Source organism: Cellulosimicrobium sp. MI9406 (genome assembly GCF_040595865.1).
Taxonomy (GTDB): Bacteria; Actinomycetota; Actinomycetes; order Actinomycetales; family Cellulomonadaceae; genus Cellulosimicrobium; species Cellulosimicrobium funkei.
Map to the genome: position 1 here is coordinate 423,354 of NZ_JALIZI010000002.1, position 20,473 is coordinate 443,826.

Annotated in this window: 17 protein-coding genes; 7 read left to right on the forward strand and 10 right to left on the reverse strand. The window is 77.3% G+C overall.

Annotated elements, in window-relative coordinates; all coding sequences use genetic code 11:
- Positions 1 to 46: 46 nt before the first annotated feature.
- The gene (recQ, locus tag MT994_RS04940; RefSeq protein ID WP_354805361.1) at positions 47 to 1,876 is read left to right on the forward strand and encodes a DNA helicase RecQ; all 1,830 of its coding nucleotides are present in this window, start codon (positions 47 to 49) and stop codon (positions 1,874 to 1,876) included.
- A 58-nt stretch (positions 1,877 to 1,934) separates the two neighbouring features.
- Here recQ and MT994_RS04945 read toward each other — a convergent pair whose 3' ends face one another.
- Positions 1,935 to 2,318 carry a tautomerase family protein gene (locus MT994_RS04945; RefSeq protein WP_034653137.1) on the reverse strand — a complete coding sequence of 128 codons (384 nt, stop codon included), beginning with the start codon at positions 2,316 to 2,318 and terminating at the stop codon, positions 1,935 to 1,937.
- Positions 2,319 to 2,404: 86 nt separating this feature from the next.
- Here MT994_RS04945 and yaaA point away from each other — a divergent pair, with 86 nt between their 5' ends.
- Both yaaA and MT994_RS04955 read left to right on the forward strand, forming a co-directional pair.
- Positions 2,405 to 3,247 (forward strand): peroxide stress protein YaaA, encoded by an 843-nt coding sequence (gene yaaA / locus MT994_RS04950; RefSeq protein WP_354805362.1) that lies wholly within the window; start codon positions 2,405 to 2,407, stop codon positions 3,245 to 3,247.
- Between the two features lie 104 nt (positions 3,248 to 3,351).
- Positions 3,352 to 3,687 (forward strand): TfoX/Sxy family protein, encoded by a 336-nt coding sequence (locus MT994_RS04955; RefSeq protein ID WP_354805364.1) that lies wholly within the window; start codon positions 3,352 to 3,354, stop codon positions 3,685 to 3,687.
- Positions 3,688 to 3,744: 57 nt separating this feature from the next.
- On the opposite strand, the gene MT994_RS04960 is transcribed toward MT994_RS04955, so the two are convergent.
- The 3 genes from MT994_RS04960 to MT994_RS04970 all read right to left on the reverse strand — a co-directional run bounded on the left by MT994_RS04960 (position 3,745) and on the right by MT994_RS04970 (position 6,792).
- Positions 3,745 to 4,995 carry a bifunctional RNase H/acid phosphatase gene (locus MT994_RS04960; protein ID WP_354805365.1) on the reverse strand — a complete coding sequence of 417 codons (1,251 nt, stop codon included), beginning with the start codon at positions 4,993 to 4,995 and terminating at the stop codon, positions 3,745 to 3,747.
- Positions 4,992 to 5,735, reverse strand: a complete 744-nt coding sequence (locus MT994_RS04965; protein WP_034653131.1) for a hypothetical protein — start codon at positions 5,733 to 5,735, stop codon at positions 4,992 to 4,994. Before MT994_RS04965 ends, MT994_RS04960 begins: the two co-directional genes overlap by 4 nt.
- Before the next feature lie 79 nt (positions 5,736 to 5,814).
- Entirely contained in the window at positions 5,815 to 6,792 is a 978-nt protein-coding gene (locus MT994_RS04970; RefSeq protein ID WP_251176189.1) for a Nif3-like dinuclear metal center hexameric protein, read from the reverse strand.
- A gap of 90 nt (positions 6,793 to 6,882) precedes the next feature.
- Between MT994_RS04970 and MT994_RS04975 the strand changes: the two genes are divergently transcribed.
- The 4 genes from MT994_RS04975 to MT994_RS04990 are packed head-to-tail and all read left to right on the forward strand — an operon-like array spanning position 6,883 to position 10,415.
- The gene (locus MT994_RS04975) at positions 6,883 to 7,329 is read left to right on the forward strand and encodes a metalloregulator ArsR/SmtB family transcription factor (protein WP_076405483.1); all 447 of its coding nucleotides are present in this window, start codon (positions 6,883 to 6,885) and stop codon (positions 7,327 to 7,329) included.
- Positions 7,326 to 9,038: a SulP family inorganic anion transporter gene (locus tag MT994_RS04980; RefSeq protein ID WP_354805368.1), complete on the forward strand. Its 1,713-nt coding sequence runs from the start codon at positions 7,326 to 7,328 to the stop codon at positions 9,036 to 9,038. The genes MT994_RS04975 and MT994_RS04980 overlap by 4 nt, the downstream gene beginning before the upstream one ends.
- Positions 9,039 to 9,055: 17 nt before the next feature.
- Positions 9,056 to 9,961 carry a helix-turn-helix domain-containing protein gene (locus MT994_RS04985; protein ID WP_354805369.1) on the forward strand — a complete coding sequence of 302 codons (906 nt, stop codon included), beginning with the start codon at positions 9,056 to 9,058 and terminating at the stop codon, positions 9,959 to 9,961.
- Positions 9,927 to 10,415 carry a VOC family protein gene (locus MT994_RS04990; protein WP_354805371.1) on the forward strand — a complete coding sequence of 163 codons (489 nt, stop codon included), beginning with the start codon at positions 9,927 to 9,929 and terminating at the stop codon, positions 10,413 to 10,415. Before MT994_RS04985 ends, MT994_RS04990 begins: the two co-directional genes overlap by 35 nt.
- A 28-nt stretch (positions 10,416 to 10,443) precedes the next feature.
- On the opposite strand, the gene MT994_RS04995 is transcribed toward MT994_RS04990, so the two are convergent.
- Genes MT994_RS04995 through MT994_RS05020 form a run of 6 tightly spaced genes read right to left on the reverse strand, consistent with a single transcriptional unit; the run spans position 10,444 to position 20,461 of the window.
- A complete protein-coding gene (locus MT994_RS04995) occupies positions 10,444 to 12,135 on the reverse strand; it encodes a bifunctional 3'-5' exonuclease/DNA polymerase (protein ID WP_354805372.1) in 1,692 nt (563 codons plus the stop codon).
- Complete coding sequence (locus MT994_RS05000) at positions 12,132 to 14,243, reverse strand: hypothetical protein (protein WP_354805374.1); 2,112 nt, start codon at positions 14,241 to 14,243, stop codon at positions 12,132 to 12,134. Before MT994_RS05000 ends, MT994_RS04995 begins: the two co-directional genes overlap by 4 nt.
- Complete coding sequence (locus MT994_RS05005) at positions 14,240 to 15,433, reverse strand: VWA domain-containing protein (RefSeq protein ID WP_354805375.1); 1,194 nt, start codon at positions 15,431 to 15,433, stop codon at positions 14,240 to 14,242. The genes MT994_RS05000 and MT994_RS05005 overlap by 4 nt, the downstream gene beginning before the upstream one ends.
- Positions 15,409 to 17,928 (reverse strand): DUF5682 family protein, encoded by a 2,520-nt coding sequence (locus MT994_RS05010; protein WP_354805376.1) that lies wholly within the window; start codon positions 17,926 to 17,928, stop codon positions 15,409 to 15,411. The genes MT994_RS05005 and MT994_RS05010 overlap by 25 nt, the downstream gene beginning before the upstream one ends.
- A complete protein-coding gene (locus tag MT994_RS05015) occupies positions 17,919 to 19,043 on the reverse strand; it encodes an AAA family ATPase (RefSeq protein WP_354805377.1) in 1,125 nt (374 codons plus the stop codon). The genes MT994_RS05010 and MT994_RS05015 overlap by 10 nt, the downstream gene beginning before the upstream one ends.
- On the reverse strand, positions 19,040 to 20,461 hold the full coding sequence (locus MT994_RS05020) for a YihY/virulence factor BrkB family protein (protein ID WP_354805379.1): 1,422 nt from the start codon (positions 20,459 to 20,461) through the stop codon (positions 19,040 to 19,042). Before MT994_RS05020 ends, MT994_RS05015 begins: the two co-directional genes overlap by 4 nt.
- Positions 20,462 to 20,473 lie beyond the last annotated feature (12 nt).

Sequence of the window (20,473 nt, forward strand, 5' to 3'; positions counted from 1 at the left end):
GACGCGCCGGGACCGTCGTGTCGGAACTCCTCGGTAGGGTGCCCGGGTGGCCACAGCGACTGCGACCGACCCCGCGCTCGACGTGCTCCGGCGGGTGTTCGGGTACGACGCGTTCCGGGGTGAGCAGGCGGCCGTCATCGACACCGTCGTCAACGGCGGCGACGCCCTGGTGCTCATGCCGACCGGCGGAGGCAAGTCGCTGTGCTACCAGATCCCCGCCCTGGTCCGTCCGGGGACCGGCGTCGTGGTCTCCCCGCTCATCGCCCTCATGCAGGACCAGGTGGACGCCCTCGCGGCGCTCGGCGTCCGCGCCGCGTTCCTCAACTCCACGCTGTCCTCGGAGGACCGCCGCGCCGTGGAGCGCGCGCTCGTGGCGGGTGAGCTCGACCTGCTCTACGTGGCGCCGGAGGGGCTCCGCAGCCGCGCGACCCTCGACCTGCTCGGCAGGACGCCGATCGCGCTCTTCGCGATCGACGAGGCGCACTGCGTGTCCCAGTGGGGCCACGACTTCCGGCCGGACTACCTCGAGCTGTCGGTGCTGCACCAGCGCTGGCCGTCCGTCCCGCGCATCGCGCTGACCGCGACGGCGACGGCCGCGACGCGGGCCGAGATCGCCCAGCGCCTCGACCTGGAGGGCGCACGACACTTCGTCTCCAGCTTCGACCGCCCCAACATCACCTACCGGATCGTGCCCAAGGACCGGCCCGAGAAGCAGCTGCTCGACCTGCTGCGCACCGAGCACGCCGGGGAGGCGGGGATCGTCTACTGCCTCTCGCGCGCGTCGGTCGAGAGGACCGCCGCGACGCTCGTCGAGAACGGGATCCAGGCGCTGCCCTACCACGCGGGGCTCCCCGCGTCGGTGCGCGCCGCGAACCAGTCCCGGTTCCTGCGCGAGGACGGCCTGGTCATGGTCGCGACGATCGCCTTCGGCATGGGCATCGACAAGCCCGACGTCCGGTTCGTCGCGCACCTCGACCTGCCCAAGTCCGTCGAGGGGTACTACCAGGAGACGGGGCGCGCCGGGCGCGACGGGCTGCCCTCCACCGCCTGGCTGGCCTACGGCCTCGCCGACGTCGTGCAGCAGCGCAAGCTCATCGAGACGTCCGACGGCGACGCCGCGCACCGGCGCAACCTGGGCCGGCACCTGGACGCGATGCTCGCCCTCTGCGAGACCGTGGAGTGCCGCCGCGCCCAGCTCCTCGCCTACTTCGGCCAGGAGCACCCGGGGGCCTGCGGGACGTGCGACACGTGCCTCGCCCCGCCCGAGGCCTGGGACGGGACGGTCGCCGCGCAGAAGGTGCTCTCGACGGTATTCCGTCTGGACCGCGAGCGCGGGCAGCGCTTCGGCGTCGGGCAGGTCGTCGACATCCTCCTCGGCCGGGACACGGAGAAGGTCCGACGGTTCCGGCACCAGGAACTGTCGGTGTTCGGGGTCGGGGACGACCTCTCCGAGAACGAGTGGCGGGCCGTCGTGCGCCAGCTCCTCGCCCAGGGGCTGCTCACCGTCGAGGGCGCGCACGGGACGCTCGTGCTCACCGCAGCGAGCGGGGAGGTCCTGGCCCGGCGCCGCGAGGTCCGGATGCGGCACGAGCCGGCTCGTCCGGTGCGTGCGGCGAAGGGACGGAAGGCGGCGGCCGCCGCCGAGCTGGCCGAGGCGGACGTCCCGCTCTTCGAGGCGCTGCGCGCCTGGCGGGCGGGCGAGGCGAAGACCCAAGGCGTGCCCGCGTACATCGTGTTCGGTGATGCGACGCTCCGCGGGATCGCGACCGCCCGGCCCGGCTCGCTCGAGCGGCTCGCGCTGGTGAGCGGCGTCGGCGAGAACAAGCTCGCCCGGTACGGCGACGCGGTGCTGGCCGTCGTCGCCGAGGCAGGCTGAGCGGCCGCACGCCGGGATCGGACCGTCCCCCCGCCGCCCGAGGCAGCGGACGAGCGGGTCAGACGTCGACGCGGTACGGCAGCGCGAGCTCGTCGCCGCTGACCCCGCGGATGCCCCAGTTCTCGCGCGGGCTCTCGAGGATCACCAGCTCCACGTCGTCCGCCGTCAGGCCGAGGGCGGGCACGACGTCGTCGTACAGCGCCGCGACCAGCGCGCGCTTGGCCTCGCGCGTGCGGCCCGTGAAGCAGACGACCTCGACGACGAGGTACGCGTCCGAGCGCGGGGCGACCAGGTCGTCGTCGTCCAGGAGCAGGAAGCGGTGGAACCGCTTGTCCGGCGGGAGCTGCCACGCGCGCACGAGCGCGTCGTGCAGCGCGTCGGACACCTCCGTCCGCCGCGCGCCCCACACGCTGCGCCGTCCGTAGATCTTCACCTGGGCCATCGGGCGAGCGTAGCCGTGACGCACCCCACGCCGTCGGTGCCGGTCACCCGCGGCGGGGACGTCGCGCGCGCTCGTAGAGTGACCCGGTGCTCGTGCTGCTCCCCCCGTCCGAAGGCAAGACCCCCGCGCCCGACGGCGCCCCGCCCGTCGACCTCGACACCCTGACCTCCCCCGCGCTCACCGCGCACCGCGTGACCGTCCTCGACGCGCTCGCCGCCGCGAGCGCCCGGCCGGACGCCCACGAGGTCCTGGGCACGACGCCGGGGCTCGCCGAGGAGGTGCGGCGCAACACCGTGCTGCGCTCGGCCCCGGCCGGTCCGGCGGCCGACGTGTACACGGGCGTGCTGTACGGCGCCGCGGACCTCGCGGGAGCGCTCGCCGCGGGCGGGGAGCCCGCGCGTCGGGCCCGCGAGGACGTGCGCGTCGTGTCGGGGCTGTGGGGCGCCCTCTCCCCCGCCGACCGGGTCCCGGCGTACCGGCTCTCCATGGCGGTGGACCTGCCGGGCGTCGGGAAGCTCGCCACGGCGTGGCGACCGCACCTCGCCCCCGTGCTCGACGACCGGGCCGCGGGCGACGTCGTCGTGGACTGCCGGTCCGCGACGTACGTGGGCGCGTGGAAGCCGCGGACGTCCGGCCCGCTGGCGGCCGAGTGGGTCGCGGTACGGGTCGTGCGCGAGCACACCGGGAAGCGGACCGTCGTCTCGCACAACGCCAAGCACACGCGCGGCGTGCTCGCCGGGCATCTCGTGCGCCGGGAGGCGGCGGCGCCGTCGTCCGCGGCCGGGCTGCTCGACGCCGCACGCGAGCTCGTCGGCACGGTGATCGGGACCGAGGTCGGCTCGGGCCTCACCTACCGGCTGATCGAGGCCACGCTGCACGACGCCACGACGCGCAGCGGCCCGCGGACGCTCGAGCTCGTCATCGCCTGAGCGGTCCAGGCGAGCGGTCCGGGCGAGCGGTCCGGCGCGGTTGTCGGCCCGGGCCGGCGCCGCGTGCCACTGCGCCGGGACGGGCAGGGGTCCACAGTGGACCCATGGCCGTCAGCCAGGACCTCGCCGACCGCGTCCGCGCGGTGCTGGCGCCCCGCGCCCCGTTCGAGGAGCGGACGATGTTCGGCGGCCTCGCGTTCCTCGTCGACGGGCGCATGGCGATCGCGATCTCCGGGGACGCCCTCATGGTGCGGGTCGGCACGGGCGGACGCACCGCCGCCCTGGAGCGCGGCGCCCGGCCGATGACGATGGGCACCCGCACGATGGCGGGGTGGGTCGTCGTCGACGGTCCGCGCCTGGCGGACACGCGCGAGCTCGACGCCTGGGTGGAGACCGGTCTCCAAGCCGCCCGCACCGCGCGTCCGAGGCCGCCGAGGTAGAGCCGTGGTCACGACCATGCCTCTACCTCGCGCTACCAGGCCTCTACCTCGGCCGGGTCAGAGGTCGCTCGGGACGCCCTGGGCCGTGAGCTCGCTCGTGCCGTCGGCCCACAGCCGCAGGATGCTCACCGACGCCGGAGGGACGCGGATCCGCGACCACTGCTCGGGCGGCGCGTCCACGGCCGTCCCGATCGCGGCCCGCACCTGGACGGCGTGGCCCACGACGACGACGGTGCGGCCCGCGGGTCCGGCACCCGGCAGCATGGTGTCGACGAGGTCGCACAGCCCCTGCCGGACGCGCACGCCGACGTCGGCGGCGGACTCGCCGCCCGGGGCCGGCGTCGTCCCGGTCGTGTACCAGGCGGGCAGGAGGCCGGGCCACCCGGCGTCCACCTCCCCGGCCGTGAGCCCCTCCCACGCGCCGAAGTCCACCTCGGCGAACCGGTCGTCCGTCGTCACGGGCACCCCGAGGCGGCGGCCGACGGCGCGCGCGGTCTCCTGGGCCCGGACCATGGGCGAGGAGACGACGGCCGACGGGCGGGGCAGGTCGGGCCACGCCTGACGACCGATCCGGAACACCAGGTCCGCTGCCTGCGCGGCCTGGGTCCGGCCGCGCGCGGTGAGCGACGGCCCCGGGACCGACGAGCCGCTGAACGCGCCCGCGACGGTGAGCGGCGTCTGGCCGTGGCGCACGAGCACGACCGTGAGCGCGGGCGCGTCGTCGAACCGGACGGTGGCGCCCGACGGCCGAGCGGGCGTGTCGAGCGCCGCGCCCTCGGGGACGGCGGGGAGGGTCGCCCCGTCCACGGGGACGGGCGCGGTCTCGGCCGCGGGGTCGGCTGCTGCACCCGAGGACGGGTCCGCGGGGTCGTGGTCGCGCACGACGGTCCCGCGGGTGTCCATCGCCTCGTTGGCCAGGGCGTCGGCCGCCGCGTTCTGCGCGCGCGGCACCCACTCGTAGGTGACCTGCGCGGCGGGGAGCACCGCCGCGGCCTCGGCCGCCAGGCGGCGCATGTCGTCGTGCTTGATCTGCCAGCGCCCCGACATCTGCTCGACGACGAGCCGCGAGTCCATCCGGACCGTCACGCGCGCGTCCGGGTCGATCTCCGCGGCGGCGCGCAGCCCGGCGACGAGGCCCGAGTACTCGGCGACGTTGTTCGTCGTCGTCCCGAGGTACGCGGCCCGCTCGGCGAGCACCTGGCCGGTCGCGGCGTCGCGCACGAGCGCCCCGAAACCCGCGGGCCCCGGGTTGCCGCGCGAGCCGCCGTCGGCCTCGACGACGAGCTGCCGACCGCTGGTGCCGCTCACGCGCCGGCGCCCTCCGGCCGCACCACGATGTGGCCGTAGTCCTCGAGCCGCACCACCTGGTCGGGCGCGGCCGACGTGATCGCCGCGAGCTCGGCCGGGCTCAGCGAGACGTTGAGCCCGTCGACGTGCTGGCCGCGCAGCGCGACGACGCCGCGGCCGCCGTTCTGGTCGCGCACGCGCTCGTAGAGCGCGAGCAGGCCCGCGTCGAGGCCGGCGACGGCGTCCGTGCGCCGCCCCGCGACCTGCGCGGCCTCGGCGTCGAGCTCGGCGTACCGGGCGTCGCGCGCGGCCACGACCTCGGCCTTGGCGGACTCGAGCTCGGCGTGCGCCGACTCGAGCTTCGCGAGGGCCTCCTCGTGCGCCTCGAGCCGCTCCATGACGTCGAGCTCGACCTCCTCGAGGACGCCCTGCCGGCGCGCGAGCGACTCGAGCTCGGCGACGAGCGCCTGAGCGTCCTTCGCCCCGACCTGCCCGGAGTCCAGGCGGGACTGGTCACGCGCGGCGCGCGTCCGCACCTGCTCGACGTCGCCCTCGGCCTTGGTCAGCTCGCGCCGGAGGTCGCTCACCGCGGTCCGCGACTCCACGAGCTTGCCGCGCAGGTCCTCGAGCTGGGCGTCGAGCTCGGCGATGCGCGCGTGCTCCGGCAGGTTCTTGCGCTGGTGCGCGAGCTGCTGGGCACGCGTGTCGAGCTCCTGGACGTCGAGCAGGCGGAGCTGGTCGGCGGGCGGTGCAGTGGCCACGGGTGGTTCCTTTCGTGGGCCCGATGAGGGCCGGCGTGCGGGTCGGTGGGGACGGGTGGGGGTCGACGCGCGCCGGGGGTCAGCCCTGCGCGGTGTCGCGGGGCGGTCCGGCGTCGGCTGCGGGGTCGGCGGGTGCGGACGGGAACCGCGCCGTCCACGGGTCGGTGACGAGCGTGCTGACCCGCGTCTCCACGGCCGCGCCGGAGCGCGCGAGGACGCGCACGAGGTCCTCGGCAGCGTAGCGGAGCCACGGCCACTCGGAGGCGTAGTGCGGCACGTCGACGAGGAACGGCGTCCCGGCCTCGCCGCCGTCGAGCCGCGCGCGCTCGCGCAACTCGGACACGGGGTGGTGGCGCAGGTCGGACGTGAGGTAGACGTCGGCCCCGCTCGCGCGCACGGCGTCGAACAGCGAGTCGCCGGACCCGCCCACCACCGCGACCGACTCCACGCGCGCGTCGAGGTCGCCCGCCACGCGGACGCCCTGCACCGTCGGAGGCAGCACCTGCGCGACGCGCTGCGCGAACGCGCGCAACGTCGTCGGCTCCGCGAGCCGGCCCACGCGGCCGGTGCCGGTGCGCGCCGCCTCGTGCGGCGACGGCGCGGGGTGCGGCACGAGGGGGACGCGGTGCAGGAGGTCGAGCGCGTCGGCGAGGGCGTCCGCGACCCCGCGCTGCGCGGCGTCGGCGTTGGTGTGCGCGACGTACAGCGCGCAGCCGCCCCGGATGAGGCGGTGCACGAGCGAGCCCTTGAAGGTCGTCGCGGCGACGGAGTGCACCGGCCGCAGGAACAGCGGGTGGTGCGTGACGAGCAGGTCGGCGCCCCACGCGAGTGCCTCGTCCGCGACCTCCTCGACGGGGTCGACGGCGAGCAGCACCTTGCGCACCGGCGCGTCCGGGTCGCCGGCGACGAGCCCGACGGCGTCCCAGTCCTCCGCCGTCGACGGCGGGTACAGCTCGTCCAGCGTCCGCACGACGCGGCCGAGCGTCGGGTGCCCCGCGCCCTCGGCCGCCGGGTCCGCAGGAGGCGTGTCGGTGCTCGGGTCGGGCGCGGCGGTCATGGCGGCAGGCTATCCCGGGCGGGCCGCCGGACGCCGCTCGCCGTGGTTTGATGGATTGCGCAAGCCATCATCCCGTAGCCCGGAGGACCCGTGCCCCGCCCACCCCGACCCGACGACGGCGCCCCCGGCACCGACGAGACCGCCCCCCTCTACCGCATCAAGGCCGAGCTCTTCCGGTGCCTCGCGCACCCCACGCGGATCCAGGTGCTCGAGGTCCTCGCCGCCGACGCCGACCACACCGCGCCCGTCTCCGTGCTGCTCGACGTCACCGGGTGCGAGGCGTCCCAGCTCTCCCAGCACCTCGCGGTGCTGCGCCGGGCAGGCGTCGTCACCTCGACGCGCAGCGGGAACGCCGTCGAGTACCGCCTCGCCGAGCCGCTCGTCGCCGAGCTGCTCGTCGTCGCGCGGGCGTTCCTCCTGTCGAACCTCGCCGGCGCGTCCGACCAGCTCGAGGCCGCGCGGCGGCTCCCGGCCCTGCCCGGCGCGACCGCGCGCGCGGTGCTCGACGCGACCACGGCGTCGTCCCCCTCGGCATGAACCGCCTCTCCGCCGTCCGCGACCTGCTGCCCCGCCGCTCCGACTACGACCTGCGCCCCCGGACCCTGCGCGCCGACCTCCTCGCCGGCGTCACCGTGGGCGTCGTCGCGCTCCCGCTCGCGCTCGCGTTCGGCGTCAGCTCCGGCGTCGGGGCCGCCGCCGGGCTCGTCACCGCCGTCGTCGCCGGCGTCGTCGCGGCGGTCCTCGGCGGGTCGAACCACCAGGTGTCCGGACCGACCGGGGCGATGGCGGTCGTGCTCGCGCCGGTCGTCGTCACGCACGGCCCAGGCTCCGTGGCGCTCGTCACCGTCCTCGCCGGGCTCGTGGTCCTCGTCGCCGGGCTCGCCCGGCTCGGGCGCGTCGTCACGTACATCCCGTGGCCGGTCGTCGAGGGGTTCACGCTCGGGATCGCGTGCATCATCTTCCTCCAGCAGGTCCCGGCCGCGGTCGGCGTCGAGGTCGCGCCCGGCCACAACACCCTCGTGTCCGCCGTGGAGGCCGTGCGCGCCGCCGTGACCGACGTCCCCGCCGCCCCGGTGCTGTGGACGCTCGGCTGCGTCGCGCTCGTCGCCGCGACCATGGTGCTGCTCCCCCGGCTCCACGCGGGGATCCCCGCGTCGCTCGTCGCGGTCGTGCTCGCCACCGTCCTCGTCGAGGTGCTCGGCGCGCCCGTCCCGCGCATCGGTGCGCTGCCGTCGTCGCTGCCCGCGCCCGTCCTGCCGTCGGTCACGCCCGGCGCGCTACGCGACCTCGGCGGCGCCGCGCTCGCCATCGCCGCGCTCGCCGCGATCGAGTCCCTGCTGTCCGCGCGCGTCGCAGCGACCATGGTCCAGTCCGGGCCGGGCGGCGGTTCCGTCTACCAGCCCGACCGGGAGCTCGTCGGCCAGGGCGCCGCCTCCGTCGCCAGCGGCCTCTTCGGCGGCATGCCCGCCACGGGGGCCATCGCCCGCACCGCGGTCAACGTGCGCTCCGGCGCCCGGACGCGGCTCTCCGCCGTCGTGCACGCGGTCGTGATCCTCGCGGTCATGTACCTCGCCACCGGCCCGGTCTCGCGGATCCCGCTCGCCGCGCTCGCCGGCGTCCTCATGGTGACGAGCTTCCGGATGATCGGCGGGCGCACGATCCGCTCCGTCGTCGGGGCCGGGCGCTCCAGCGCGGCGACGTTCGCCGTGACTGCCGTCGTCACCGTCGCGTTCGACCTCGTGCAGGCCATCGAGATCGGCATCCTCGTCGCCGCGTTCTTCGCGCTGCGGACCGTCGCCCGCGCCTCCGGGGTCCACCGCGAGCCGCTGCCCGGCCCCGCCGAGCCGGGCGACGAGCACGTCGCGCTCTTCCGGCTCGAGGGGTCCATGTTCTTCGGTGCCGCCGACCGCGTGCTCGCCGAGGTGACCGACGCCTCGGCGCACGAGGACGTCGCGGTCGTCGTCCTGCGGCTCTCCCAGCTCCGCATGGTCGACGCGACCGGGGCGAAGGCGCTCGGCGGGCTCATCGAGGGCCTCGAGGCGCGCGGCGTGACCGTCCTCGTCAAGGGCGTCCAGGACCGGCACCGCGCGCTGCTCACGAACGTCGGCGCGCTCGCCGAGCTCCGGCACGAGAACCACCTGTTCGACACGCTCGACGCCGCCGTCGAGCACGCGCGCTCCCACGTGCGCCGCGCGGCCACCGGCACCGACGTCCCGCAGGTGCGCGGTCTGCGACCCGCGACGTGAGTGCCTAGCCTGGAGCCGTGCACGAGTACGTGCGAGCCCTGCCGCGGGCGCTGCCGCCCGGCGTCGTGTCGATGGTCGGCTACCGCCTGCGGACCGCGACGACGGACGGGACACCGTCCGTCCACCGCGGCCTGCCGTCGCCGTGGCTCACGCTCGTCCTGAGCACCGCGGGCGCCGTGCCGACGGCGGTCGGGCCGGACGACGCCCCGGTGGGCTACCCCTCGCTCGTCGGCGGTCTGCACACGCGGCCCGCCTACATCCACCAGCCGCCCGAGCAGGCGGGCGTACAGCTCGCCCTCGACCCCCTCGCGTGCCGGGAGCTGCTCGGCGTCCGGGCCGGCGAGCTCGGGCTCGTCGAGGACGCGGACGCGGTGCTCGGGCCCGTCGCCGAGCGGTTGCGCGAGCAGGTGGCCGAGGCGGGCTCGTGGCCCGCGGCGTTCGACGTCGTGCGGGCGGCGCTCACGCAGCCCGGGGGCGTCGCGCCGGGTGGCTCCGTCGCCCGGCGCGACGGCGTGCGGCCCGACGTCGCGGAGGCGTGGCGGGTGCTCGTGCGCACGCACGGGCGCGCCCGGGTCCGGGACGTGGCCCGCCACGTGGCGCTGGGCGAGCGCCGCCTGGAGACGCTGTTCCGGGCGGAGCTCGGGGTCTCGCCGCGCGCGGCGCGCGGGCTCGCGCGGTTCGACGCCGCACGTCGCGCGGTGCAGCGCCTCGCCCTCGGCCGCGGGCCCCGCACGCTCGCGGACGTCGCCGCGAGCGCCGGGTACGCCGACCACTCCCACCTCGTGCGCGACTTCCGGCGGTTCGCCGGCACGACGCCGACCGGGTGGGTCCGGGAGGAGGTCGGGAACATCCAAGCCGGCGGCCACACCGACGGCCCAGCCTGGGACCATGAGCATCCACGAGAGCACCCGGGACACCGCTGACCACACCCCCGCCGTCGACGCGGCCGGGACGCCGACCGGGGCACCGCGCCCCCAGGTCTGGCCCACCCTCCAGGCGCGCGACGCCCGCGCGCTCGTCGCGTTCCTCACCGACGTCGTCGGGTTCGTCGCGACGGCCGTCATGGCGGGCGACGACCGCGACGTCGCGCACGCCCAGCTCGACTGGCCGCACGGCGGCGGGATCATGCTCGGCAGCCACTCCCCCGAGCGGGAGTGGTCGCGCGAGCCGGGCACGTGCGGCACGTACGCCGTCGTGCCCGACGACGCCGCGATCGAGGCGCTCGACGCCCGGCTGCGCGAGCGCGTGCCGGGTACCGGCGGTCGCGTCGTCGTGCCGCTGCGGGACACGGACTACGGGAGCCGCGAGCTCGTGCTCCAGGACCCCGAGGGGAACCTCTGGTCCTTCGGCACGTACCGCGGGGAGCCGCGGCGGTGACGACGCCGGGCGTCCTGCCCGCCGCGTCTCACTTCGCCTCGGCGTAGTGGTCGACGACCGCGACGGTGAGCGGGAAGTCGACCGGGAAGTCGCCGAACAGCAGGCGTCCGGCCTCGGCCGCCGCGGCGCGGACCTCGTGCGCGACCGTCTCGGCGAGCTCGGCCGGCGCGTGCACGACGACCTCGTCGTGCAGGAAGAAGACGAGGTGCGCCCGGTCGGCGAACGGGGCGGGCGCCGCCCCGGGGGTCGCGGCGAGGGGCAGGTCCCACAGCCGCCGCCGGATCGACGCGAGCCAGCACAGCGCCCACTCGGCGGCCGTGCCCTGCACGACGAAGTTGCGCGTGAACCGGCCCCAGGCCCGCGTGTACGACCGGGCCCGCGCCTGCGCGTCGGCCCCGGACCCGGCGTCCTCGGTAGCACCGGCGTCCTCGACCGCGTACGCCCCGTCCTGCGCGGCGTGCCACGACTCGCCGGGGCGCGGGGAGCTGCGGCCGAGGAGCGTCGAGACGACCTCCCCGCGCTCGCCGGCCTGGGCGGCGCGCTCCACGAGGCCGATGGCGTCGGGGAACGCCTTCGCGAGCCGCGGGAGCACGAGCGCGCTGTCGCCCGTCGTGCCGCCGTACATCGCGCCGAGCATCCCCACCTTCGCGTGGTCGCGGGTCGCGACGGCGCCCGACGCGACGATCCCCGCGTACATGTCGCCGCCGCGACCCGCGGCGGCCATGCGCTCGTCGTGCGCGAGCCCGGCGAGCACGCGCGGCTCGAGCTGCGCGGCGTCGGCCACGACGAGCCGCCAGCCCGGGTCCGCGACGACGGCGCGCCGCACCTGCTTCGGGAGCTGCAGCGCTCCCCCGCCGCTCGACGCCCACCGGCCCGTGACGACCCCGCCCACGACGTACTCGGTACGGAACCGGCCGTCGTGCACCCAGGTGTCGAGCCACGCCCAGCCGTTCGCCGTGAGGAGCCGCGCGAGCTTCTTGTACTCCAGCAGCGGCTCGACGACGGGGTGGTCCGTGCGCTCGAGCTCGCCCTTGCGCAGGGACCGCACGCCGACACCCGCGTACTGCAGCGCCTTGAGCAGGTCGGGGTGGGAGTCGGGGTTGAGGGTAGGCGGCGCGTCGAGCGCCGTGCGGATGCGCGCGACGAGCTCCTCCATGCGCGCGGGCCGCTCGCCCGGCCGGGGCCGTGGTCCGAGCTCGCCGCTGAGGATCGCGTCGTGCACGTCGGCGCGCCACGGCACGCCCGCGTGGTGCATCTCGGCGGCGACGAGCGCACCCGCGGACTCGGCGGCCAGCAGGAGCCGCAGCCGCCCGGCGGCGTCCGGCCCGTCCGCGGCGGCGACGGTCGCGAGCTGGTCGCGGAGCTCGGCGACGGGGTCGAGCCGCACGCTCGGGCCGTCCTGCGTACCGAGCTCGAAGAGCCCGACGGGCTGCCGCGGCGCGGACGGGTCGCGCCCGGCCGGCACCGCGGCGAGCGCGTCCCACGGCCCGGGGTCGCGCCGCGCGAACGGCGTGCCCGCCACGAGCCGCGAGCGTCGTAGCAGCACGTGGGACAGGCGCAGGTCGTGCGACCGCTCCACGCGCCGCCCGGCCGTGAGCAGGGGCGGGTACCACCGGTTCGTGTCGTCCCAGGTCTCGCGGACCGGGTCCGCCGGACCGTCCGCGACGTGCTCGACCCGGGCCCGTCCCGGCGAGCCGACGTGGACGGCGTAGGTGCTCACGCGCTCGCCTCCCGTGCTCGGGGCCCGGGGTCGGGCGCGGCGGCCACGGCGCGCGCGAGCGCCCGCCCCCGGGACGCGACGAAGCCGGCGCGCAGGAGCCGAGCGGAGTCGGGCTCGTGCGCGACGAGGCCGATCGCGGCGGCGAGCGTCGTCGCCCCGAGGTCGTCGGCGGTGCGCGCGGCGCGCGCGAGCGCGCTCGCCTGGTGCGGCGTGAGATGCCGGCGCCCCGTGGCGGCGAGCGCCACGGCCGTGTCGAGCAGCGTGTCGCACACCTCCTCGACGGGCGTGGGCACGACCACCTCCCGCGCGTGCGCGCCGGCACGCCCGCGCAGCGACCGGACCCGGGCGCGGAGCCGGGTCCACGGGGTCGACCACGCCCGGTGGTCGTACGCCGGCGTCAGCGTCGGGACGACGACGTCGAGGCCCTCGCCCGGGCGGTCGACGAACAGCCCGACGGCCTCGTCGCGCCGCGACGCGAGGTCGCGCTCGACGGCGACGGCGACCACGCGCCGGCTCCCCGCCGCGACCCCGAGCAGGGTGTCGCACGCCGCCTCGTCCGCGGCGTCGACGCGCACGACCGTCTCCGCGCCGTCCGCCGCGACCAGCGTCCAGGTGAGCTCCTGGGCGACCTCGTCGAGACCGATCGCCCCTGCCTCGCGCACCATGACGACCCGCACGGCGGCGGGTGTCCGGCCGAACCCGGCCTCGGCCCGCGGCGGGGTCGTCGCGGTGCGGGCCGCGACGTCGCGGAGCTCGTCGGCGTCGAGCGCCCCGAGCGGCTCGACGGCGGGCCCCTCGCCCGCGCGCAGCCCCGTGTCCGCGCGCTCGGTCGCGCCGCGGAGCGCGAACGGGCCGCGGCACAGCGCCTCGACCGAGCGGCCCCAGACGAGCGGGAGGTCCCACGAGCGCCGGAAGGTCGGGTCGGCGCCCGGCGGGCGGCCGGTGGTGACCGACCGCACGCGCCCGGCGTCCGCGTCCCACAGGTGCACGGTCACCCCGCGCGCGCCCGACGCCGCGACCCACCACCGCGCACCGAGCGGCACGACCCGCGCCAGGTCGGTCGGGCGCTCGTCGAGCGTGCCGGCGTCGGGCGGGGGGACCGCCTGCACGTACGCCCACAGCTCGGCCAGGGCCAGGAGGCAGTCCGTCTCGTCGACCGCGTCGCGGCGGTCCGCGAGCGCCTCGAGCCGCCCGACCGCGGACGTCACGAGGCGCTGGACCGCGGGCCGCCGGCCGAGCCGCGCCACCACGCCCGCACCGCGCAGCTCCTCCAGGTCGTCGCGGCCGACGTGCGAGAGCCCGACGTCGAGCAACCGCTCGACCGCGCGCACGACCTCGTCGGCCACCGCCCGGGCGTCGGGAACGCCCGTGGCACGCGGCGTCGCGGCGACCCGCTCGGGCCAGGGCCACGGACGGCCGTGCGCACGCCACACCTGCACGAGCGCCTCCAGCCGCCACCGGCGCTCGTCGGCGTCGCTCCACGCCGCCCCCTCGCGGGCCACGAGCATTCCCGGGAACCCCGCCCCCGCGACGTACGTGACGCGCGGCGCGCCGGGCCACGAGACCTCCGCGCGCGGGCCGTCGACCGCCACCTCCACGGGCGGCCCCCCGACCGCCCCCTCCACGGGGAGACCGTCGGCCGACACCTGCGCGGGATCAGCGGGCACCGTCTCGGCGACCGCCCGCACGACGGCGGCGCCCGCGGCACGGTGCACGACGCGCGGGTCGAGCGCGAGGATCTCCGCCACCGGGTCCGGGGCGGGAGCGGACGGCGCCGCGCCGTCACCTGCCGCGGCGGGAGGCGGCGCGGGTGCGGCACCCGTCCCCCGCGCCCACAGGCTCGCGGCCACGACGTGCTGGCACGTGCCCGGCGTCGGGCACGCGCACCGCGCCCCGGCGGGACCGCGTGCGTCGAGCTCGACCCGCACCCCGCCCACGGACACGACGACGCCGTCGGGGCGCGCCTCGACCGGCTCGACCCGCCCGGCGGTGACGTCCTTGCGGGCGCGCCGGACGAGGCCCGGGCTCGCGAGCGTGGCGAGGGCGTCGTCGTCGTACCCCGCGTACACCGCGGCCCACGCACCGGGCCCGGCGCCGGACCCGCTCACGGGAGCACCTCGCCGAGCCACTCGGCGAACCGCTCCGGCGTGAGCGCCGCGATCTCCATGCCCTGCTCGGCGAGCCGGCGCGCGACGCCGCGGTCGTACGCGGGGTTCGCCTGCCCGTCGAGGGCCGCGAGCCCGAGCAGCCGGACGCCCGACGCGTGCAGGCGCCCCACTGTGGACACCAGCTGCGACACCGAGCCGCCCTCCTCGAAGTCGCTGACGAGCGCGACGACCGTGCGCCGCGGGTCGCGCACGTGCTGCTCCGCGTACCGCACGGCGCGCGCGATGTCGGTCCCGCCGCCGAGCTGCGCGGTGAGCAGCACCGTCACCGGGTCGTGCGCGAGGTGCGACATGTCGACGACCGCCGTGTCGAACAGCACGAGGCGGACCGTGATCCCCGGCAGCCCCGCGAGGATGCCCGCGCTCACCGCGCTGTAGAGCACCGAGGCCGCCATGGACCCCGACTGGTCGACGAGCAGCACGACGTCGTACGACAGTGCCCGACGCCGCCGCGCCGAGAAATGCAGGTCCGTGACGAGCAGGCGCCCGCGTTCCGGGTCCCAGCGGCCGAGGTTCGCGCGGACCGTCGCGGCGGCGTCGAACGTGCGGCTGGATCGCACGAACGAGCGGCGGGACCGGTCCCGGCGCCCGTCGACGGCCGTCTCGAAGCGGGGGCGCAGGCGGCGCACCACGTCCTCGACGACGCGCGCGACGATCCGTCGCAGCCCGTCCTGGACCTGCGGCCCGAGCCTGCCCCGCACGCGCAGGAGCGCCGACGCCAGCTCCGTGCTCGGCTCGACGGCCTCGACCGCCTGCGGGTCCGCGAGCAGCTCCGTCATGCCGTACCGGCCGACCGCCTCGACCTGCATGCGCTCGAACGTCTCGCGCGGGAACAGCGCGCGCGCCGACCCCAGCCAGTCGAGCCCCTCGACGACCGACCCTCCGCGGCCCCTGCCCCGGCCGCCGTCGGGGTCTCCCCCGGTGCCGTGCCGGTGGCCGCGCGCGGTGTACTCGCGGTCGTAGAGGTGCCCGAGCGCGCGGTCCAGCGCCTGGTCCGGCGGCGCCACGGGCAGCGTGTCGCCCGCGTACCGGCCCAGCACGAGCCGCCAGCGCCGCGCGGCCTCCTGGTCGTCCGCCCGCCCGGCCACGCCGAGACCGTCGCCCGCCGTCACGAGGCGCTCCCGCGAGCCCACGCGCCCAGCCCGTCCCGCTCGAGGACGGCGACGAGCTCGCGCTCCACCACCAGCGCGACCCGCAGGTCGTCCTCCGAGACGTGCACGCGCCGGTCCAGCGCGTCCGCGCGCGTCCCGGTGCGGGCGGCGACGCGCTCGGCGAGCCGGTGCGTCTCGGTCGGCCGCAACCACGTGAACGCGCGCCGCAGGTCCGGCAGGACCGCTCGGAACGCGTCCTCGTCGAGACCACGCAGGCCCTCGTCGACGGCGTCGAACATCTCCGGCGTGTGGAGCAGCAGGTCCGGGGCCGCGCGCAGGACCCCGCCGAGGAACGCCGTCGCCGCCACGGGGTCTGCGCCGGGTGCGAGCTGGGCCCGCACCCGCTCGACGAGCCCGCGGTCGCCGGGCTCGTCGCCGGGCTCGTCATCGAGCTCGTCGTCGACGGCGGCGAACGCGGTGAGCGCACCGCGCACCGCCGGGGACGCGTCGGCGTCCTCGCGGACGCGCGCGAGCGCCTGTCCCACCGTCGCGGCTGCCGAGCCCGGTCCGTCCCGGCCCGCGCCGCGCACGTCGCGCACGAGGGACCGCAGCGCGACGAGGCACGCCAGGGCGTCGTCCTGCGTCGTCGCGTCGGCCGCCGCGAGGTCCGGGACCAGGTACGCGGCCGTGGCCAGCCCCTGCTCCGCGAGGTCGAGCAGGGCCTGCGCGTGGTCGCCCAGCTCCAGCTCGACGCGCGCCCGCCACAGCGCGACGAGCCGTCGCATGCCCGCGACGACGGACGCGAGCGACGGGTCCACGTCGAGCGTGGAGCGCACGAGCGCGACGAGCGGGGGCAGCCGCTCCGGCAGTCCGACGACGACGCACTGCGCGACGAGGCGCGCGACGGCGTCGCTCGAGCGCTCCTCGCGCGCCCGCTCACGGGCGTCGTCGAGCAGCGCGACCGCGACCGCCTCGAGCGTCGCCCCGCGGTGGGAGAGCTCGACGAGGCGCGCCTCGACGAGCGGCGTCCACGCGTACGTCCACTCCTCCAGCACGAGGCCCAGCCCGCGGCCCGCGACGTGGTCGGGGCCCGAGACCCGGCGAGCGAAGCCCAGCTCGAGGAACGCGCACAGCGCGAGGAACCGACGCCGGTCGCGGTGCGCGGCACGACGGCGGGCGTCGAGCCGCACGGTGCGCGGCACGGCGTCGGACACGTCGAGGCGCAGCGCTCGGGCGCGGGCACGCGCCTCCTCGACGAGCGGCGGGGCCGCACCGCCCGGGGCGACGTCGCCGAGCGCGCGCCCGGCGAAGACCTCGGCGACCGCGAGACCGAGCGGGCGGTCGCCCGCGGCGTCCAGGTCGTCCGGGTCCTTCACGTAGCACGAGGTGATCGCGTCGAGCAGGTCGGTGCGGCACGGCCAGGGCCGTTCCCGCAGGGCCGCGAGCCGGTGCGCGTGCTCGACGGCGGCCTGGGACTGCGCCACGCTCACGAGGGCCCCGCGCTCCGACGCCCCGCGCCCGACGTCGACCAGGACCCCGGCCGCGGCGGCAGCGGGCCCGGCCGGGTCGTGGTGCGCGGCCCAGAGCCGGTCGTAGTAGCCCGGCGCGGGCATGCCCGCGCCGTACCCCCGCAGGGCGTCGAGCCGCTCGTCGTCGTAGCGGACGAGCCACGCGGGAGCGTCGGCGAGGTCGCCGTACCCGTCCGCGGGGCGCCGCGCCACGACCGTCGCGCCGTGCTCGCTCCCGACGAGCGCCTCGACGAGGGCGAGCGTGTGGAACGCGCCCGTGACGACGACGACCGGCCCGTCCGCACGCGCGGCGTGCTCCGCGACGCGCGCGGACATGCGCGCCTCGCGGTCGAGCGAGCCGTCGGCGGCGAGCGCCTCGTCCTCGTAGTCGAGCCGCGCGAGGGCCGCCCAGGCGAACACGTCGTCGACGAGCTCGCGCCAGTCGCGCAGGCGCGCCGTCTCGCGCGCCTCGAAGAGGTGGTCCCACAGCTCGTCGTGGTCGCGGCACCCGAGCCGCTCCGCGAGCCGGGCGACCGTGCGCGAGTGCGCGAGGTGGCGCTCCGCGAGGACGGTCCGCGCGGCGGCTCCCCGCTCGTCGTCCTCCTCTCCTGCCCGCTCCCCCCACGGGGAGTCGACGAACGCGAGCTCCGCGCCCGCCGCGTGCCCCGCGCGCACGGCGACCCACTCGGGCGAGTACCGCGCGAGCGGGTAGAAGCCCGCGGCGCGCACGCCGCCTCCCGCGGCGTCCGCGAGGTCGCCGGCGAGGCTGAGGACCGCGACGGGCGGGACCGTCCGCTCGTCGAGCAGCGCGGGCAGGAGACGCGTGTACTCCTCGGGCCCCTCGACGAGCACGACGGACGGCCGGATCTCGGCGACCAGCGCGGCCACCGCGACCGCGCAGGCGGGACTGTGGTGGCGCACCCCGACGAGGTGCACGCCGTCGCGCTCGCGCAGCAGCGCGAGGTCGTGGGCTGCCTGTCGCAGCCGCGGCGGCGCGGCGTCCCACGCGGCGCGCCGGGCTACCGCCACAGGTCGCCCGCCGCCGTGAGGAAGTCCTTCCAGCGTGCGTCGGACCGCGCGCGCTCCCGCACGACGTTGTCCACGTAGTGCCGCAGCCGCCGCGCGTCCTCCTCGTCGCCCTTGAGCGCGACGCCGCCCACCTGGCGCGCGACCTGCCCCGCCGTGACCGTGCCGTCACCGAGGTAGCGCGCCTCGAGCGACGCCGCGATCGCGACGTTCACCGCCTCCGCCGTCGACATCACGGTCTCGGGGCGCTTGACCGGTGCGCCGCTCGCCGTCGTGCCGGTGCGCAGGTCCTGGAACACGGTGACGAGCACCTCGAGCACGTCGCGGTCGAGCACCGGTCGGTCCTCGACGGGCCCGAGCTCGGCGGTGAGGCGCGTCTCGACGAGCTCGATCTCGAACGCGCGGTCGCGGATCGGCGCGACCGTCTCGAAGTTGAAGCGCCGCTTGAGCGCGGCCGACATCTCGTGGACCCCGCGGTCGCGCAGGTTCGCCGTGGCGAGCACGTTGAACCCGGGCCGCGCCGCGACGCGGGCGTCGGCGCCGAGCTCGGGGACCATGAGCTGCTTCTCGGACAGCACGGAGACGAGCGTGTCCTGGATCTCCGGGGCACAGCGCGTGATCTCCTCGAACCGCGCGACGCGCCCGCTCTCCATCGCACGGTAGACGGGCGACGGGACGAGCGAGCGCTCGCTGGGACCCTCCGCGATGAGCAGCGCGTAGTTCCACGAGTACCGCACGTGGTCCTCGCTCGTGCCCGCGGTGCCCTGCACCGTGAGGGTCGACGTGCCGCTCGCGGCCGCCGCGAGCAGCTCGGACAGCAGGGACTTGGCCGTACCGGGCTCACCGACGAGCATGAGGCCCTGCCGGCCGAGCAACGACACGACCGCGCGGTCGACGAGCGGGTCGTCACCGAAGAACTTGCGGCTCACGCCGAGCTCCCGGTCGCCCACGACGAACGCCCGCACGGCGCGCGGGCTGAGGCGCCAGCCCGGCGGGACGTCGGCCCCGCGTCGGGCGTCGGACTCGGCGAGCGCTGCGAGCTCGTCGGCGTACCGGACCTCCGCCGGCGGTCGCAGCTCCGCGAGCGCCTGCTCGTCACCGGTCGTCGTGCTCGTCACCCGGGCTCCTCCTCGGTCCGGTCGCGGGCACCGTGCCCGTGGTCCTGCAGGTCAGCGTAGGAGCCGCGTCCCACACGGCCGGCGCCGGTGCCGCGGGAGCGGTCGTCGACGGGTTCGGCGGCCGTGCCCGTCACGGGGGCGCTCTCCCCACCGGCCCAGGATGCGCCCGTGGCGCGTCCCGCCGGGACCACGCGGTGCGGGTCGGCCTCCGCGTTCACGACGCCGCCCACGAGCACGACGATGCTCGTGAGCCAGCCCCAGAGGACCCCGGCGAGGACGAGGCCGAGCATCTGCCCGGCCGCCTGGACGACCGCCGTCGTCCCCGCCTCGGAGCCCGGCGCCGCCGGTCCCGCGAGCCGGACGTAGAGACCGAACCCCCAGGACACGAGGAGGACGCCACCGGTCCCGACGGCCGCGCCGGGCAGGCACCGCCGCCACGTCGTGTCGACGTTCGGTGCGTAGCGGTAGAGCAGCGTGAGGTACGCGCCGCAGACGAGCACGACGGTCGGCCAGCGCAGCACGTCCCACGTCTGCCGGAAGGCCGCGTCGAGACCGAGCCGCTCGGCCAGGTCGGCGCCGTCACCCAGGAGCGGGCCGACGACGACGAGCGCGACGACGGACACCGCCGTGACGATCGCGCCGAGGGCGAGCGCGACCCCCAGGACGTACTGCGCCACGACCCCGCGGCGCCGCTCGACGCCGTACGCGTCGTCCAGGGCGCGGACCGCGGCGCGGAAGACGCGGCTCGCGAGCCAGAGCGCGACGAGGAACGACCCGACGGCGAACCCGGTGCGCTGCTCGTCGAGGAGGCTGTCGACGAGCGGCGCGACGACCGAGGTCGACACGTGCTCGGCGAACACCGTGGTGAGCCCGCCGACGATCGACGAGCGGATCGAGTCGACGGTGTCGTCGCCGAGGAGCGGGCGCAGGAAGCCGAGGCTCGACCCGATCGCGGTGGTCAGCGGGATGAGCGAGATGAGGCCGTAGTACGACATCTCGGCGGCGAGGCCTGTGACGCGGACACCGGCGACGCGGAACGCCGAACGGGCGGCGACGTCGGCGACGCGCACGCCTCGCACGCGCGGCCCGGTGCGCGCCGCGGCGGCGAGCACGCGGTCCTGCCACGCGACCCGGCCCGCCGCGCGCTCGCGCCGCCGCGCCGTCCACGGGCGGACCACCGCTCGCGCGCACCACGTCCCGGCGGCGACCGCGCCGGCCGCGGCGGGCACGCTCGCGAGGGCGCCGAGCGCCCGGGTCCCGCCGTCGTCCGCGGCGACGGCCACCACGACGACGACCGCCCCGACGCCCGCGAGGGCGAGCAGCGTCGACGTCGCCGTGCTCACGGCGGACCGGACTGCCGTCGACCGGCGCGCGAGCACGGCGACGAGCAGCCAGGCGAGCGTCGCGACGACGATCACGGGGCGGCGCCG

What these genes read in the sequence shown, in the direction of transcription:
- MT994_RS04945 (WP_034653137.1), bottom strand. Translation starts at nt 2,318, where the DNA reads ATGGCCCAGGTGAAGATCTACGGACGGCGCAGCGTGTGGGGCGCGCGG.
- MT994_RS04955 (WP_354805364.1), top strand. Translation starts at nt 3,352, where the DNA reads ATGGCCGTCAGCCAGGACCTCGCCGACCGCGTCCGCGCGGTGCTGGCG.
- MT994_RS04970 (WP_251176189.1), bottom strand. Translation starts at nt 6,792, where the DNA reads ATGACCGCCGCGCCCGACCCGAGCACCGACACGCCTCCTGCGGACCCG.
- MT994_RS04980 (WP_354805368.1), top strand. Translation starts at nt 7,326, where the DNA reads ATGAACCGCCTCTCCGCCGTCCGCGACCTGCTGCCCCGCCGCTCCGAC.
- MT994_RS04990 (WP_354805371.1), top strand. Translation starts at nt 9,927, where the DNA reads ATGAGCATCCACGAGAGCACCCGGGACACCGCTGACCACACCCCCGCC.